The organism is Microbacterium sp. 22296, from assembly GCF_052045385.1.
Classification (GTDB): Bacteria; Actinomycetota; Actinomycetes; order Actinomycetales; family Microbacteriaceae; genus Microbacterium.
The window spans coordinates 1-15,290 of record NZ_JBQEOS010000012.1 but is presented as its reverse complement, the minus strand read 5'-3'; the positions used below and the strand labels follow the sequence as shown (position 1 = coordinate 15,290).

At 72.0% G+C, this 15,290-nt stretch carries 13 protein-coding genes; 8 read left to right on the top strand and 5 right to left on the bottom strand.

Features of this window, described 5'->3' with window-relative positions; translation table 11 throughout:
• The first annotated feature begins 54 nt into the window (after positions 1-54).
• Together ACTJJP_RS16145 and ACTJJP_RS16140 are read left to right on the top strand one after the other, a co-directional pair.
• On the top strand, positions 55-1,107 hold the full coding sequence (locus ACTJJP_RS16145) for an acyltransferase family protein (RefSeq protein WP_440776003.1): 1,053 nt from the start codon (positions 55-57) through the stop codon (positions 1,105-1,107).
• Positions 1,097-1,666 carry a YdcF family protein gene (locus ACTJJP_RS16140; RefSeq protein ID WP_440776002.1) on the top strand — a complete coding sequence of 190 codons (570 nt, stop codon included), beginning with the start codon at positions 1,097-1,099 and terminating at the stop codon, positions 1,664-1,666. The genes ACTJJP_RS16145 and ACTJJP_RS16140 overlap by 11 nt, the downstream gene beginning before the upstream one ends.
• Here ACTJJP_RS16140 and hutI read toward each other — a convergent pair.
• The 3 genes from hutI to hutH form a co-directional block, all read right to left on the bottom strand.
• Entirely contained in the window at positions 1,663-2,904 is a 1,242-nt protein-coding gene (gene hutI, locus ACTJJP_RS16135) for an imidazolonepropionase (protein ID WP_440776001.1), read from the bottom strand. The genes ACTJJP_RS16140 and hutI overlap by 4 nt on opposite strands.
• On the bottom strand, positions 2,901-4,598 hold the full coding sequence (locus tag ACTJJP_RS16130; RefSeq protein WP_440776062.1) for a urocanate hydratase: 1,698 nt from the start codon (positions 4,596-4,598) through the stop codon (positions 2,901-2,903). Before ACTJJP_RS16130 ends, hutI begins: the two co-directional genes overlap by 4 nt.
• A gap of 118 nt (positions 4,599-4,716) precedes the next feature.
• Positions 4,717-6,273, bottom strand: coding sequence for a histidine ammonia-lyase (gene hutH / locus ACTJJP_RS16125; RefSeq protein WP_440776000.1), 1,557 nt, complete (start codon positions 6,271-6,273; stop codon positions 4,717-4,719).
• A gap of 61 nt (positions 6,274-6,334) precedes the next feature.
• Here hutH and ACTJJP_RS16120 point away from each other — a divergent pair, with 61 nt between their 5' ends.
• Positions 6,335-7,108: an IclR family transcriptional regulator gene (locus ACTJJP_RS16120; RefSeq protein WP_440775999.1), complete on the top strand. Its 774-nt coding sequence runs from the start codon at positions 6,335-6,337 to the stop codon at positions 7,106-7,108.
• A gap of 273 nt (positions 7,109-7,381) precedes the next feature.
• Here the strand turns inward: ACTJJP_RS16120 and ACTJJP_RS16115 are convergent, their stop codons facing one another.
• A complete protein-coding gene (locus tag ACTJJP_RS16115) occupies positions 7,382-8,383 on the bottom strand; it encodes a LacI family DNA-binding transcriptional regulator (protein ID WP_440775998.1) in 1,002 nt (333 codons plus the stop codon).
• Positions 8,384-8,609: 226 nt separating this feature from the next.
• Between ACTJJP_RS16115 and ACTJJP_RS16110 the strand changes: the two genes are divergently transcribed.
• The 4 genes from ACTJJP_RS16110 (at position 8,610) to ACTJJP_RS16095 (ending at position 13,847) form a co-directional block, all read left to right on the top strand.
• Positions 8,610-9,860, top strand: coding sequence for a sugar ABC transporter substrate-binding protein (locus ACTJJP_RS16110; protein WP_440775997.1), 1,251 nt, complete (start codon positions 8,610-8,612; stop codon positions 9,858-9,860).
• A gap of 2 nt (positions 9,861-9,862) precedes the next feature.
• On the top strand, positions 9,863-10,969 hold the full coding sequence (locus tag ACTJJP_RS16105) for a carbohydrate ABC transporter permease (protein ID WP_440775996.1): 1,107 nt from the start codon (positions 9,863-9,865) through the stop codon (positions 10,967-10,969).
• A gap of 80 nt (positions 10,970-11,049) precedes the next feature.
• Complete coding sequence (locus tag ACTJJP_RS16100; protein ID WP_440776061.1) at positions 11,050-11,883, top strand: carbohydrate ABC transporter permease; 834 nt, start codon at positions 11,050-11,052, stop codon at positions 11,881-11,883.
• Positions 11,880-13,847 (top strand): glycogen debranching N-terminal domain-containing protein, encoded by a 1,968-nt coding sequence (locus ACTJJP_RS16095; RefSeq protein WP_440775995.1) that lies wholly within the window; start codon positions 11,880-11,882, stop codon positions 13,845-13,847. Before ACTJJP_RS16100 ends, ACTJJP_RS16095 begins: the two co-directional genes overlap by 4 nt.
• Before the next feature lie 212 nt (positions 13,848-14,059).
• On the opposite strand, the gene ACTJJP_RS16090 is transcribed toward ACTJJP_RS16095, so the two are convergent.
• Positions 14,060-14,536, bottom strand: a complete 477-nt coding sequence (locus tag ACTJJP_RS16090) for a YbaK/EbsC family protein (RefSeq protein ID WP_440775994.1) — start codon at positions 14,534-14,536, stop codon at positions 14,060-14,062.
• Positions 14,537-14,775: 239 nt separating this feature from the next.
• Here ACTJJP_RS16090 and ACTJJP_RS16085 point away from each other — a divergent pair.
• On the top strand, positions 14,776-15,290 hold a 515-nt coding region (locus ACTJJP_RS16085), incomplete at its 3' end, for a Glu/Leu/Phe/Val dehydrogenase dimerization domain-containing protein (RefSeq protein ID WP_440775993.1).

Genomic DNA, 15,290 nt, shown 5'->3' with positions numbered 1-15,290 from the left:
TCTGTGCCGCGCGGGGACCCGGCGGGCGCAGACGGCGGAACCTGAGGAACGGTCATGACTCCCGACAGCACCCTTGCGCCCGCGCAGAGGATCGCGTGGATCGACGTCGCGCGCGGCATCGCGATCACCCTCGTCGTCTTCCACCACTCCATCCAGTTCCTGGATGCCACCGGGTGGCAGGTGGACGCTCTCGTGCAGGTGACCGCCGCGCTGTCGACGTTCCGGATGCCGCTGTTCTTCCTCGTGTCGGGGCTTCTCGCGTCCTCCGCGATCGCACGGCTGAGCTTCGCCTCCCTCTTCTGGAAGCGCCTGGCGCTCCTGGTCTACCTCTATGCGCTGTGGTGCATCATCTGGTGGGCCTGGTTCCTCTTCGTCCCCCGCCCGTTCGACCCACTGACCTCCCCGGTCGGAGATCTGGCGACAGCGCTGTATCTGCCGTGGTCGGGCCTGTGGTTCCTTTACGCACTGATCCTGTACACCGTCGCCGCCTGGGCGCTCCGCCGCCTCCCGCGGGTCGCCCAGCTCGGGATCGCCTTCGGCGTCGCCTGCCTCTTCGCCACCGGCATCGTCACCGTCGGTTCGTCGTACACCTGGCGGTCGGTCGGCACCTACTTCGCCCTGTTCATGACCGGAGTCCTCTGCCGGCAGATCGTCGAGGCGTTCGCTCGTCGCGTCACCGTGTGGTGGCTGCTGGGAACCGGTGCGGCCCTCGCCGCGGGAACGGTCGTGCTGCCCTTCCTGCCGCTGCAGGGCGTGTTCCGTGTGGCACTGTGCGTCGTGGGCGCGGCGTTCGGGGTCTCGATCGCGGTCATGCTGGCGCGTTCTCCGATCGCTCGGAGTGCCGTCGGTGCACTCGGGTCGCGCACCCTCCCGATCTACGTGCTCAACTCGCTGCTGCTCGCGCTCGCGGTCGCGATCCTGCCCGTCGAACTGGTGCCGGGCTCGCTCGCCGCCGTACTGCTCACGGCCCTGGTGATCACGACGGCCCTGCTGGTCCGCCGCGCGGTCGGCTCGATCTCAGGGATCTTCACCCTCCCGTCCCCGATCGACCGCTTCGCGAAACGGCGCCTGCAGGTCGACCGCCTTGGAGCCGGACGTGGCCACTGATTCGCTGACCCTGCCCCGCACGCGCCGTCGCCGACGCGGATGGGTGACCGCCCTCGCGCTCGTCGTGGCGACGGTCGTCGCGGGACTGGCGATCATGGTGCCGGCGTACGTCTTCCCGGCCGTCGCCGCAGCGCCGCCGCGCGCCGACGTCATCTACGTGATCGGTCCCCCCACCGAGGGGCGGATCGCCCTCGCCAAGCAGCTTCGCAGCGAGGGCGTGGCTGACGACATCCTCATCTCGGTCCCTTCGGAGGGTGAGCAGTCCGCCGCGAACCTGAGCGTCTGCCAGGAGCGCAAGGTGACCTGCGCGCACCCCGATCCGTTCACCACCGCCGGAGAGATGGCGCTCCTCAACACCCGGTACGGCCCCGAGGCCAGCGCCGTCGTCATCACTTTCACGCCCCACGTGAGCCGCACGCGGTTCATCGCGGCGCAGTGCGCTGCCGCGCAGGTGACCGTGCTCGACGTGCGGATCCCTCTCGATCTCGGAGAGTGGCTCTACCAGTTCGCCTATCAGACGGGCGGGTTCGCCAAGGCGATCGCCGCCCCCTGCTCCTAGGGCGTCCCGGCGGCCGGCAGCTCTTCGCCGTCCTTCCACACCCGGCGCACGAGGGGCACACCGGGCCGGTAGGCGAGGTGGACGCGCGACGGTGCGTCGAGCAGCACCAGGTCGGCCCGCGTCCCGGGCGCGATCGTTCCGACGTCCGTGCGGCGCAGCGCTCGCGCCCCGCCCGCCGTCGCCGCCCAGACCGCCTCTGCCGGTGTCATGCCCATCTCGCGCACGGCGAGGGCGATCACGAACGGCAGCGAGCTGGTGAAACTCGAGCCGGGATTGCAGTCGCTGGCGAGGGCGACGGTGACGCCGGCGTCCCGCAGTCGGCGCGCGTCGGGGTAGGGCTGACGTGTCGAGAACTCCACGCCCGGGAGCAGGGTGGCGACCGTGTCCGAGCCGGCGAGCGCGATCACGTCGTCGTCGGTGAGGAAGGTGCAGTGGTCGACCGCGGCTGCTCCGAGGGCGACCGCCAACCGCACCCCCTCGCCGAAGCCGAGCTGGTTGCCGTGCACCCGGATGCCGAGTCCCGCCGCGCGGCCCGCCTCGAGCACCCTCCGGCATTGATCGGCGGTGAAGGCGCCCTCCTCGCAGAACGCGTCGATCCAGCGCACGTGCGACGAGACGGCGCGGAGCATGTCGCCCACCACGAGGTCGACGTACTCGTCCGCGCTCCCGGCGTGATCGGGGGCGACCACGTGCGCCCCGAGGAAGGTCACCTCGTCGGTCACCTCCGCGGCGAGTCGCGCCAGACGCGCCTCCGTCTCGACGTCGAGCCCGTATCCCGTCTTCACCTCCAGCGTCGTGGTGCCCTGCGCCCGGCATTCCGCGGCGAGCGCGGCGAGACGTGCCCGCAGGTGGTCGTCGGTCGCCGCCCGCGTCGCCGCGACCGTCGTGCGGATCCCGCCCGCCGCGTACCGCTCCCCCGCCATCCGCGCGGTGAACTCCTCCGCCCGGTCGCCCCCAAAGATCAGGTGGGTGTGGCTGTCGACGAAACCGGGGATCACGGCGCGACCGCCCGCGTTCACGATGCGGACGCCGGGCTCGGCTCCGGATGCCAGGGCCTCCGAGGCGTCTGTCGCCCGACCCGTCCACGCGATGCGCCCGTTGTGGACGAGCACCGCCGCGTCGTGGACGGTGCCGCACGGGTCGCCGTCGGCGGCGACGTTGGTCGTCAGCTCGCCGATCCCGGTCAGAAGGAACGTCTTCGCGGCATCAGTGGCACCGGTCGGCACGGAAGTGCTCACCACATCGGCACCGTGAGGCCCCGTTCGGCCGCGACCTCCCGGGCGCGGTCGTAGCCGGCGTCCACGTGGCGCATCACCCCGGTGCCGGGGTCGTTGACCAGCACGCGCGCGAGCTTCTCGGCGGCGAGCGCGGTGCCGTCGGCGACGCACACCTGCCCCGCGTGGATGCTGCGGCCGATGCCGACCCCGCCGCCGTGGTGGATCGACACCCATGACGCTCCGCTGGCGGTGTTCAGCAGCGCGTTCAGCAGGGGCCAGTCCGCGATGGCATCCGATCCGTCGGCCATGGCCTCGGTCTCACGGTAGGGCGAGGCGACGGAACCGGCGTCGAGGTGGTCTCGACCGATCACGATGGGCCCGGAGAGCTCGCCCGAGGCGACCATCTCGTTGAACTTCAGCCCCGCGAGGTGGCGCTCCTGGTAGCCGAGCCAGCAGATGCGCGCCGGAAGCCCCTCGAAGTGCACCTGCTCGCCGGCCTTCTCGAGCCAGCGGTGCAGGGCGGTGTCGTGCGGGAACAGCTCCGCGACCGCGCGATCGGTCTTCGCGATGTCGTCGGGGTCGCCCGACAGCGCCACCCAGCGGAACGGGCCCTTGCCCTCGGCGAACAGCGGGCGGATGTACGCCGGAACGAACCCCGGGAAGGCGAACGCGCGGTCGTATCCGCCGAGTTCCGCCTCGCGACGGATCGAGTTGCCGTAGTCGAACACCGCGGCTCCGGCATCCTGGAACTCCACCATCGCGCGCACGTGTGCGGCCATGCTCTCGCGCGAGCGGTGGGTGAATTCCTCGGGGTCGCGCGCGGCCTCGGCCCGCCAGTCATCGACCGACACCCCGACGGGCAGGTACGACAGGGGGTCGTGGGCGCTGGTCTGGTCGGTGACGACGTCGATCCGGATGCCGCGGTTGAGGAGTTCGGGGAACACCTCGGCCGCGTTGCCCGCGACCCCGACCGACAGGGCCTCGCCCGCGTCGCGTGCGGCGCTCACCCGCTCGATCGCCGCATCGAGGTCGTCGGCCACCTCGTCGAGATACCCGTGGGCGACACGTCGGTCCAGGCGCGTGCGGTCGACGTCGACGATGAGCACGGCGCCGCCGTTCATCGTGACGGCGAGCGGTTGGGCCCCGCCCATTCCCCCGCAGCCCGCGGTGAGGGTGAGGGTACCGGCGAGCGATTCTCGGCCGAGGGAGGCGGCGACCGCCGCGAACGTCTCGTACGTGCCCTGCAGGATGCCCTGCGTACCGATGTAGATCCACGATCCCGCGGTCATCTGCCCGTACATCGTCAGGCCCAGCTCCTCCAGCCGGCGGAACTCGGGCCACGTCGCCCAGTCGCCGACCAGGTTCGAGTTGGCGATGAGCACGCGCGGCGCCCACTCGTGCGTGCGGAACACCCCCACGGGCTTGCCCGACTGCACGAGCAGCGTCTCATCGGGCTCCAGCTCGTCGAGGGTGCGCACGATCGCGTCGTACGCGGCCCACGACCGGGCGGCCTTGCCGGTGCCGCCGTAGACGACGAGGTCGTCGGGGCGCTCGGCGACGTCGGGGTCGAGGTTGTTCATCAGCATGCGCTTGGCCGCCTCGGCACCCCAGCTCTTCGCGGTGCGGGTGTTGCCGCGCGCGGCGCGGACGGGCCCCCGTGAGACCGGAACCTCGGCCCCTCCGCCGGCGGCAGCGGCGGTGTGCGAGGGGTTCATCGTGTCGGTCATGCGTGATCTCCTTCGATCCGGTCGGGGGCGGTTCGGACGGGCCGTCTCGCCGAGCGCCGTCCGGGTGAGCGTGATTCTCGGTGAGCGCGGTCTCGGCGACAGCGGTCTAGGTGGTGAGTGCGGTCTCGGCGAGGGCCGTCTCGGCGACGGCGGCCTGGGCGACGGCGCCGGAGACCACGAGGTCGGTGACGGCCTCGATCTCGGGCGAGACGAAGCGGTCGGGACCGGGGCCGGCGACACGCGTGCGGACGAGCGCGCGCACGGCGCCGGTGGCGGCCGCGGGAACGAGAGGCGCACGCAGGTCGAGGGCGCGGCATCCGGTCATCACTTCGATGGCGAGCACGCGCGCGAGCCCGTCGATCGCGCGGCGGAGCTTGCGGGCACCCGCCCACCCCATCGACACATGGTCCTCCTGCATGGCGCTGGAGGGGATCGAGTCGACCGACGCGGGCACGGCCAGACGCTTCAGCTCCGACACGATCCCGGCCGCGGCGTACTGGGCGATCATCAAGCCCGAGTCGACGCCCACCTCGTGCGCGAGGAACGGCGGCAGTCCGTTGCTGCGCGCGGCATCCAGCGCACGGTCGGTGCGGCGCTCCGACATGGATGCCACGTCGGCCACCGCGATCGCGAGGAAGTCGAGCACGTAGGCCACCGGTGCACCGTGGAAGTTCCCGTTCGATTCGACGCGGCCGTCGACGGTCACGACGGGGTTGTCGACCGCGGACGCCAGCTCGCGTTCGGCCACGACGGTGGCGTGCTCCAGCGTGTCGCGCGCCGCGCCGTGCACCTGCGGGGCGCAGCGCAGCGAGTACGCGTCCTGCACGCGCGTGCACGCGGGTCCGCGGTGGCTCGCCACGATGGGGGAACCCGCGAGGAACGCGCGCAGGTTCGCGGCGGATTCGGCCTGGCCGAGCTGCGGGCGCAGCGCCATCAGGTCGGCCGCGAACACGGCATCCGTGCCGAGTTGCGACTCGATCGACAGGGCGGCCGACACATCGGCGGTCAGCAGCAGTGTCTCGAGGTCGTGCAGGGCGAGCAGCAGCATGCCGAGCATGCCGTCGGTGCCGTTGATGAGGGCGAGTCCCTCCTTCTCGCGCAGGGCGACGGGGGTGATCCCCGCGGCGGCGAGGGCGTCGGCGGCCGGCATCGATCGCCCGCCGGAGTCGCGCACATCGCCCTCGCCCATGACGGCGAGCGCCACGTGCGACAGCGGTGCGAGATCGCCCGAACAGCCCAGCGAGCCGTACTCGCGGACGACCGGGGTGATCCCGGCGTTGAGCAGCGCCGCATAGGTCTCGACCACGACGGGGCGCACGCCCGTGCGACCGGTGGCGAGGGTCTGCAGGCGCAACAGCATGAGAGCGCGCACCACCTCGCGCTCGACCTCGCCGCCCGTCCCGGCGGCGTGGGAGCGGATCAGGCTCGCCTGCAGCTGCGCGCGGCGGTCCTCGGCGATGAAGGTCGTGGCGAGAGCCCCGAAGCCGGTCGAGATGCCGTAGTGCGGCTGCGGGTCGTCGGCGAGGCCCTCGATGAGGGTGCGGGTGTCCTCCACGCGGCCGAGCGCGTCGCCGTCGACGACGATCCGTGCGCCGTGGCGCGCGACGTCGACCACCTCGCGGGGGGTGAGGGGGGCTGCTCCGACGGTGATGCTGACGTCCATACGCCGATTCCATCGCGGGAGGCGGCCGGCGACGAGAGGGTTCTGGCATCCTGTGTCTGTCATGTCAGACAATCCGCGCCCGCAGGTTCCCGCCGCCGATCAGACGCTGCGGATCCTCTCGCTGCTCGCGCGCCAGCCCGGCCCGATGGCCGCGCAGTCGATCTCCACGACCCTCGGCATCCCCCGCTCGAGCGTGTACCACCTGCTCGCGACGCTCGAGGAGCACGGATACGTCGTCCACCTGCCCGGCGACCGACGGTGGGGTCTGGGCACGGCCGCGTTCGAACTGGGCGGCGGATACGCGCGTCAGCAGCCCCTCGCCCGGCTCGGGCGCCCGCTGCTGGCGGCGTTGTCCGACCGGGTCGGCGAGTCGACCCACCTCGCCGTGCTCGCCGGACGCGACGTGCTGTACATCGTCGAAGAACGCGCCCCCCGTCGCCCCGCACTCGTCACCGACGTGGGCGTGCGTCTTCCCGCCCATCTCACCGCGACGGGTCGGGCGATGCTGGCGGCCCTCCCCCGCGAGCAGGTGCGGGCGTCGTTTCCGGATGCCACGGCCCTGACCCAGCGCCACGGCTCCGGCCCCGCCACCCCGCGCGCGCTACGCGAGGTTCTGCGCCAGGTGCGCGCGGCGGGCTTCGCCAGCGAGGACGGCGAGGTCACGCCCGGTTTCCGCTCCGTCGCCGCCGCCGTCCTCGACCACGCCGGCTGGCCCGCGGCCGCGGTGGCGATCACGTGGCCGTCGGACGGTCCGGAGCGGGATGCCACCTCGCTCGCGGACGCCGCCTCCGCCACCGCGGGCGAGCTCGCGCGGCGCATCGGCCGTCACGCCTGACGCCCGCGCGGATCGACACCGCCGCCCCCGCGCGTCGCTCGGGTGCGTGAGGGTGCACGTTCCACAGGTTCGAGCGCATTCCGCCGGTCCGGGCCGCGGAATGTGCACCGGGGCGAGCGACGACTGCCCCCCTGCACATTCCACGCCCCGGTGCTGCGGGCCACCGGCCGCCGCGCGCCGCAGGATCCCGCCGCATGCCATTCCCCCCGCCCCGACCCGCGACGCCGCCCCGCCGTCGGCTCGCGACACCGCGGTGCGGCGCACCGCCGCGCCTCACCGCACGACGAGTCGCGGCTCCACCAGCACGTGCGCCGCACCTGCCGTCGCCGCCCGCGGGGCGACGACCGTGCCGTCGCCCATCAGCAGGTCGAGAGCCCCGGATGCCACCCGTTCGGGCAACTGCTCCACGCTCGAGAGTCCGAGGGCCTCGGCGGCGGGGGTGTTGTCGAAGCCGACGACGGTGATGTCGGGGCGCCCGGCGAGCGAGGTCGCGAGGTGCGCCCCGATGGCGAGGGAGTCGCTCGCGCAGACGATGCCGGTGATGCCCGGGTCGGCGACGAGACCGGCCGCCACCACGTCGCGCGCCGCCGACACGTTCTCCTCGACCACCCACCTCGGCCCGGCACTCGCCGTTTCGCGCCATCCGCGTTCGCGCTCGTCCCCCGTGCCCGACCCGGCCGGCCAGCCGAGGAACGCCACGTGCCCACCGCCGTGCGCGAGGGCCAGCGCGTGCTCGGTCGCGGCCCGCGTCCCCGCCGCGCCGTCCACGTCGACCCACAGGTGCGCGGGCGCTTCCACGTCGTCTTCACCCCACGGCCGGCCGAACGACACGAACGGCAGGTTCCGCGCGGTCAGCCACCCGGTGCGGGGGTCGCCGTGGAAGGTGCCGGTGACGACGACGGCATCCACTTCTCCCCCCTCCAGCAGGTCGCCGAGCCGGGCGATCTCCTCCTCGGGCGTGCGAGCGGCGTACAGCAGCACGCGCATATCGCGCTCGCCGGCGCGCTCGGTCAGGGCGTGCACGAAGCGGTCGAGCACGACGCCCGAGATGCCGCCGGCGTACGGATCGAGGTGGATGCCGATGGTGGAGCTCCGACGCATCCGCAGCCGACGAGCGGCGGCGTGCGGGCGGTACCCGAGCTCGGCGATCGCGGCCTCGACCCGGTGCCGCGTGGTCTCGCGCACGATGTCGGGGGTGTTCACCACGTTGGACACGGTCTGCCGTGAGACGCCGGCGACGCGGGCGACGTCGTCGACGGTGGGCGCCTTCGCCATGTCATCCCCTCCCGTCCCGGTCTGTGCAGCGGCGTCGACCCCGTGTCCGGCTCCCGGCGGTGGTGCGGCACGCGCGTCCAGACCGTCAGCCTAGGCCGGGGGACAACCGCTTGACATCCGCCGTGAGGTGTTCGTACCGTGGGGAAACCGTTATTTGAACGTTCAAACTGACGGCCCTCCGACCACATGCGGAGGGGTCGCATGCCTCATCGAAGGAGAGAGACACATGACACGGCACACGCCCGCACCCCGCACACGCACGGCGCTCGCCGCCGGCGCGCTGCTGGCCACCGGAGCCCTCACGCTCACCGCGTGCGGCTCAGGCTTCAACGACACCCCCGGCGAGGGCCAGGCCTCCGGCAGCGGCAGCCTCAGCATCCTCATCGGCTCCTCGGGCGACGCCGAGACGAAGGCCGTCACCGACGCCGTCGCCGCGTGGAGCGAGCAGTCCGGCGTCGCCGCCGAGGTGCAGACCGCCAACGACCTGCCCCAGCAGCTCTCGCAGGGCTTCGCCGCCGGCTCCCCGCCCGACCTGTTCTACCTCGCGCCCGAGGCCCTCGCCGGCTACGCGGCGAACGGGTCGATCGCCGCCTACGGCGACGACCTCGCCAACAAGGACGACTTCTACCCCTCGCTGGTCGACAACTTCACCGTCGACGGCAGTTTCTACTGCGCCCCGAAGGACTTCTCCACGCTCGCGCTGATCATCAACTCCGACCTGTGGACCGCGGCCGGACTCACGGATGCCGACATCCCCACGACGTGGGACCAGTTGGCATCCGTCGCCCAGAAGCTCACCGCCGACGGCCGGGTAGGCCTGGCGTTCGGCGCCGAGTACCAGCGCGTCGGCGCCTTCATGGCGCAGGCCGGCGGCGGGCTCGTCACCGACGGGCAGGCCACGGCCGACAGCGCCGAGAACGTCGAGGCCCTCACCTACGTCAAGACGCACCTGAACGACGGCTCCTTCGCCTTCGCGTCCGACGTGGGCGCGGGCTGGGGCGGCGAAGCCCTCGGCACGCAGAAGGCCGCGATGGTCATCGAGGGCAACTGGATCACAGGGGCCATGTCGGCCGACTACCCCGACGTGAACTACACCGTCGCCGAGCTTCCCGCCGGCCCCGGCGGCAAAGGCACGCTGCAGTTCACGAACTGCTGGGGCCTCGCCGCCGACAGCGGCAACCAGGAGCAGGCGCGCTCGCTCGTGGAGTACCTGACGAGCACCGACCAGCAGCTGGCGTTCTCGCAGGCCTTCGGCCCGATGCCGTCCATCCAGTCCGCGGCCGACGCGTGGACCAGCGCCAACCCCGACCTCGGCGCCTTCCTCGCCGGAGCGGAGTACGCGCAGTTCCCGCCGAACATGGCCGGCGCGGCCGACGTCATCACCGACTTCAACGCGCAGCTCGAGTCGCTCAAGACCGGCGACCCTGCGGCGCTGCTGCAGACGGCCCAGTCCAACCTCGAGGCGATCGTCCCGTAATCGTGAGTGCTCTCACCACCGCGCCGCGTCGCGCCGGATCCTCCTCTTCGGGGATCCGGCGCGGCGAGGCCGCCGCCGGCTGGCTCTTCACCGCACCCGTGCTCGTCATCCTGGGTGTGTTCCTGCTCATCCCCGTGCTCATGGCGCTGTGGGTGAGCTTCTCCGACTGGACCGGTCGCGGCAGCCCTTTCTCGTCGAACGTGAACTTCGTCGGCGTCGACAACTACGCCGCCGTCACCACCGGCGGCGGACTCGCCGAACGCGACTTCGGCACCGCGCTGCGCAACAACGCCTGGTACGTGCTGCTGGTGGTCCCGCTGCAGACGGCGCTCGCCCTCTTCCTCGCGGTGCTGGTCAACCGGGCGGTCCTGCGCGGCCGCGGGTTCTTCCGCACCGCCTTCTATTTCCCGTCGGTCACCAGTTCCGTGGCGATCACCGTGCTGTGGCTGTTCCTCTTCTCGGCATCCGGTGCCGTCAACGAGGTGCTCTCGTGGCTCGGCGTGAACGGGCCGAACTGGTTCAGCGACCCCTCCGGCGTCGTGCACAATCTGCTCGCCGCCGTCGGCGTGACCAGCGGCCCCGCGTTCCTCACCGGCAACACCCTGCTCGGCGTCTCGTGGTGGGACTGGCTGGCGGGACCCTCGGTCGCCATGTCGGCGTTCATCCTGATGGCCGTGTTCACCACGTCGGGCACGTTCATGCTGCTCTTCATCGCGGGCCTGCAGAACATCGGCGGCGACGTGCAGGAGGCCGCCATGATGGACGGCGCCAGCGGGTGGCAGCGGTTCTGGCGGGTCACCCTGCCGCAGCTCAAGCCCGTGCTGTTCACCGTGTTGACCCTGGGCCTGATCGGCACGTGGCAGGTGTTCGACCAGATCTACACCGGCACGCAGGGCGGCCCCGGCAAGACCACGCTCACCCCGGCCTACCTGAGCTACTCGTCGGCATTCCTGTCGCAGCAATGGGGACAGGGTGCGGCGATCGCCTTCGTGCTGTTCGTCATCATCGTCGCGCTGACGATCCTGCAGCGCTTCGTGCTGCGCGACCGCCCGGTGTCGAAACGACGGATCCGTCAATACGAGGTGCCCACGAAGGGAGGCGAGCGATGACCGCCACGGCGTCCCCGCAGACCACCGTCCTCGCCGAGCAGCGTCTCGACGGGCCCGGCCGCCGCCCCGCGAAGCACCGCATGTCGCGCAAGGCGCTGGGCTGGCAGATCGGCCTGTACACCCTGCTGATCGTGCTCGCGCTGATCTACATCTATCCGTTCCTCGTGCAGGTGGCGACCTCCTTCAAGACGGATGCCGCGGCGGCGGCGGATCCCATCTCGCTCTTTCCGCAGACCTTCACGTGGGCGGCGTACGAGCGGCTCTTCCTGAACTCGGACTTCCCCGTCTGGTTCGCCAACTCCGCGGTGGTGACGGTGTTCGTCACCGCGGGCCGGGTGTTCTTCAACTCCCTCGCCGGGTACGCCCTCGCCCGCCTGCAGTTCCGTGGGCGCGGTCTCGTCTTCGCGGGTCTCATCGCGGTGATGGCCGTTCCGAGCGTCGTGCTGCTGATCCCCAAGTTCCTCGTGATCAACCAGCTCGGCATCTACGACTCGTACGCCGGCATGATCCTCCCGCTCCTCGTGGATGCCGCGGGGGTGTTCATCATGAAGAATTTCTTCGAGTCGATCCCGCCGTCGGTCGAGGAACAGGCGCGTATCGACGGCGCCGGCACGTTCCGCATCTTCTGGTCGGTCGTGCTGCCGATGGCACGTCCCGCCCTCATCACGATCGTCATCCTGTCGTTCCAGGGATCGTGGAACGAGCTCAGCCACTTCGTCATCTCCACCCAATCGCCCGAGCTCACCACCCTGACCAAGGGCGTCGCCGCCCTCGCCAGCGGTCAGCTCAGTCAGGGCAGCCAATTCCCCCTCAAACTCGCGGCCGCGGCCATCATGACGATTCCGGTCGCCGTGGTGTTCTTCGTCTTCCAGCGCCGCATCATGAACGCCAGTGAAGGAGCCGTCAAAGAATGACCACCGCCCCCACCGCGACGCCCGCGGCCGTGACGGACGCCACGACGGACGCCGTGACCGCCCCGCTCCAACCCCTCTTGAACGACGCGATCATCGTGCTGCGCGCCCCCACTCAGGTGTGGTCCGACGCCACCGGCGACATGGGCGCGGCCGCGGTGCACGGCGTGTACCACGGTGACGTCCGGCACGTGCGCTCCCTCGCGCTCGTCTGCGACGGTTCGCCCGTCGAATGGATCTCGACCGCACCCGACGGCGCCTCGCGTCTCGTGCTCGGGGGTCTGCTGCGCGGACTCGACGACACCACGCCCGACCCGAAGGTGCGGGTGCTGCGCGACCGGCGCGTCGCCGACGGAGTGGTCAGCGAGACCTGGACGCTGCACTCGCGCGTCGACCGACCGATCTCGACGACCCTGCGGCTCGCGCTGTCGCCCGAGTTCGCGCAGCTCCACGAGGTGAAGTCCGGCCACGCGAATCGCCGCGAGATGACCACCGACGTCGACGGCGACCGCGCGATCGTGGATGCCGGGACGCAGGGTCTCGAACTCGTCGCTCCCGGCGCCCGCGTGGCATCCGGAGTCGACGGGCTCGAGGCGAGCTGGAGCGTCGAGGTCCCCGCGTTCGGCAACGTCGAGGTCGCCTGGACGCTGACGCTCCGCGACGACACCCTCGTCGTCGGGTCGGCCGCGGCGGCGCCGCGGTGGGATGCCGCGTCCGTGGCCGCCCAGGCGCCCGATCCCCGTCTCGCGCGGTGGCTGCGGACCGCCCTCGACGATCTCGACGCCCTGCGCCTCGTGCTCCCCGAGCACCCCGACGACGAGTTCTTCGCCGCCGGCGCTCCCTGGTTCTTCACGCTGTTCGGGCGTGACTCCATCTGGGCCGCGCGTCTCGCTCTTCCGCTGGACCGCGAGATCGCGGCATCCACCCTGCGTGTGCTCGCGCGGCTGCAGGGGGTCGACGACGACGCGCAGACCGCTCAGGAGCCGGGCAAGATCCTCCACGAGCTGCGGGCCTCGGCCCTCGAGATACCGGGCGAGGGCATCGTGCTGCCGCCGAAGTACTACGGCAGCGTCGACTCGACCCCGCTGTGGATCTGCCTGCTCGCCGACGCCTGGCGCGCCGGCATGCCCGAGGCGGAGGTGCGCGAGCTCCTTCCCGCGCTGCGCGGCGCCCTCGGCTGGATCCGCGACAGCGGCGACAGCGACGGCGACGGCTTCCTCGACTACATCGACCGCCTCGGCACCGGACTGTCGAATCAGGGCTGGAAGGACTCCGGCGATTCGATCCAGTGGCGTGACGGCCGCCTCGCGGAGGGTCCGATCGCCCTGTGCGAGGTGCAGGCGTACGCGTACGAGGCCGCCCTCGCCGGTGCGGATCTGCTCGACGCCCTCGGGGAGGCGACGGATGCCGACGACGTCCTCTTCTGGCGCGCCTGGGCCGACGACCTGAAGGCGCGCTTCGCCGACACGTACTGGGTCCAGACGCCCGAGGGCCGCTACCCCGCGGTCGCCCTCGATCGCGACAAGCGTCCCGTCGACTCGCTCACGAGCAACATCGGCCACCTGATCGGCACCGGCATCCTCACCCGCGAGCAGGAGGCGCACGTCGCCTCGCTGCTGCTCGGCGAGAGCATGTCGAGCGGGTACGGCATCCGCACGATGTCGACCGGCGCCGCGGGCTACTGGCCCCTGTCGTATCACGGCGGCAGCGTCTGGGTGCACGACACCGCGATCACGGTCCACGGCATGCTGCGCGCGGGCCTGGACGAGGGGGCGCGCGCAGTGGTGGACGGGCTGCTGGATGCCGCCGAGGGCTTCGCCTACCGCGTCCCCGAACTGCACTCCGGCGACCCGCGCAGTCACTCCTCCGTGCCGACGCCGTATCCGGCCGCGTGCCGCCCCCAGGCGTGGTCGGCCGCCGCCGCGGTGGTGTGCCTGACCGCGCTCACCCCCGAGACCGGGGTCTGACCGACAGCGCGGTGGTGGCCCCCGCGCGTCACCGCGCTGACTCGCGCGGCCGCGCGGCGGGCCCGTCACGGACGCAATCGCACCGTGCGGGGCGCCGAATGTGCACCGGGGCGCACACCGACCGCCCCGGTGCACATTGTCCGCCCCGCGACCCCGCGCCAGGCCCCGCTGCATCCCGCGACCCGACGCGACGCCCCACGACCGCGCCCGGCTCACGCCACGCGCGAGACCGAACCCCCGGTGAGGCGCACCAGCTCGTCGAACGTCAGGGGAAACACCGTGTGGGGCGTGCCACCCGCGGCCCAGATCTCGTCGAACGCCGCCAGGTCTTCGTCGACGATCGTGACCAGCGGCGCGGGGTGGCCGGTCGGCGCCACTCCCCCGATGGGCTGTCCGGTCGCGGCCAGCACCTGATCCGGAGTCGCTCGGCGGATGCCGCCCCGCCCGAGCCGCTCGGCCAGAGCCGCCGTGTCCACCCGGTGCGCGCCGCTGGTCATCACCAGCAGCGGCTCGTCGTCGCTCCAGAAGACGAGGCTGTTCGCGATGGCGCCGACCTCGATGCCGAGCGCCGCCGCGGCCAGGGCCGCCGTCGACGCGGCATCCGGTAGAACGACGATGTCGCCCTCGATACCGGCCTCCCGAAGGGCTGCGGCGACGAGACGGCTACGGGCGGGGAGGGCGTCGGTCATGCCCGACAGCCTAGGACGCCGCCCACCGCGAGATCCCACGATCCGCGCGAGATCACGGGCTTCGATCGCGCCGAACCGTGTCGTCTCGGGCCGGACGTGCGGTCTCGGCACCTCCCCCATTTCCTGCGGCCCGGGACGCTCGCGCCCGGCCGTCGCGCGCGACACAATGGAGGTGGATGCCGCGACGCTGCGGCATCCGGAAAGTGCCGCCCACAAGGCGACCGACGACAAGGAACGCGATGATCAACGCCCTGCCCCTGCCCGATTTCACGCACGAACGCGTGGAGGTGATCACGGGGCGGCGCAGCGGTCTGCTCGTCGCCGTGGCGCTGCACTCCTCCGTGCTCGGCTCCGCCCTCGGCGGCGCCCGTCTGTGGACCTACCCGTCCTGGACCGACGCCCTCGGCGACGCCCTGCGGCTCTCCGCGGCCATGACGTTGAAGAACGCCGCAGCAGGACTCGACGCGGGCGGCGGCAAGAGCGTGATCGGCCTCCCCGAGGGCACGATTCTCGACGCCGACCGTCGCCGCGCGGCCTTCCTCGACCTCGGCGACGCCGTCGAGAGCCTCGGTGGGCTGTACCGCACGGCCGAAGACGTGGGTTCCACGACCGAGGACATGCTCGTCGTGAGCGAACGCACCGCGCAAGTGGTCGGTCTCCCCGATTCGGTCGGCGGCTCCGGTGAACCCGCGGGTCCGACGAGCCTCGGCGTGTACGCCTCGCTCGTCGCGACCCTCGAGCGCGCCGTCGGCAC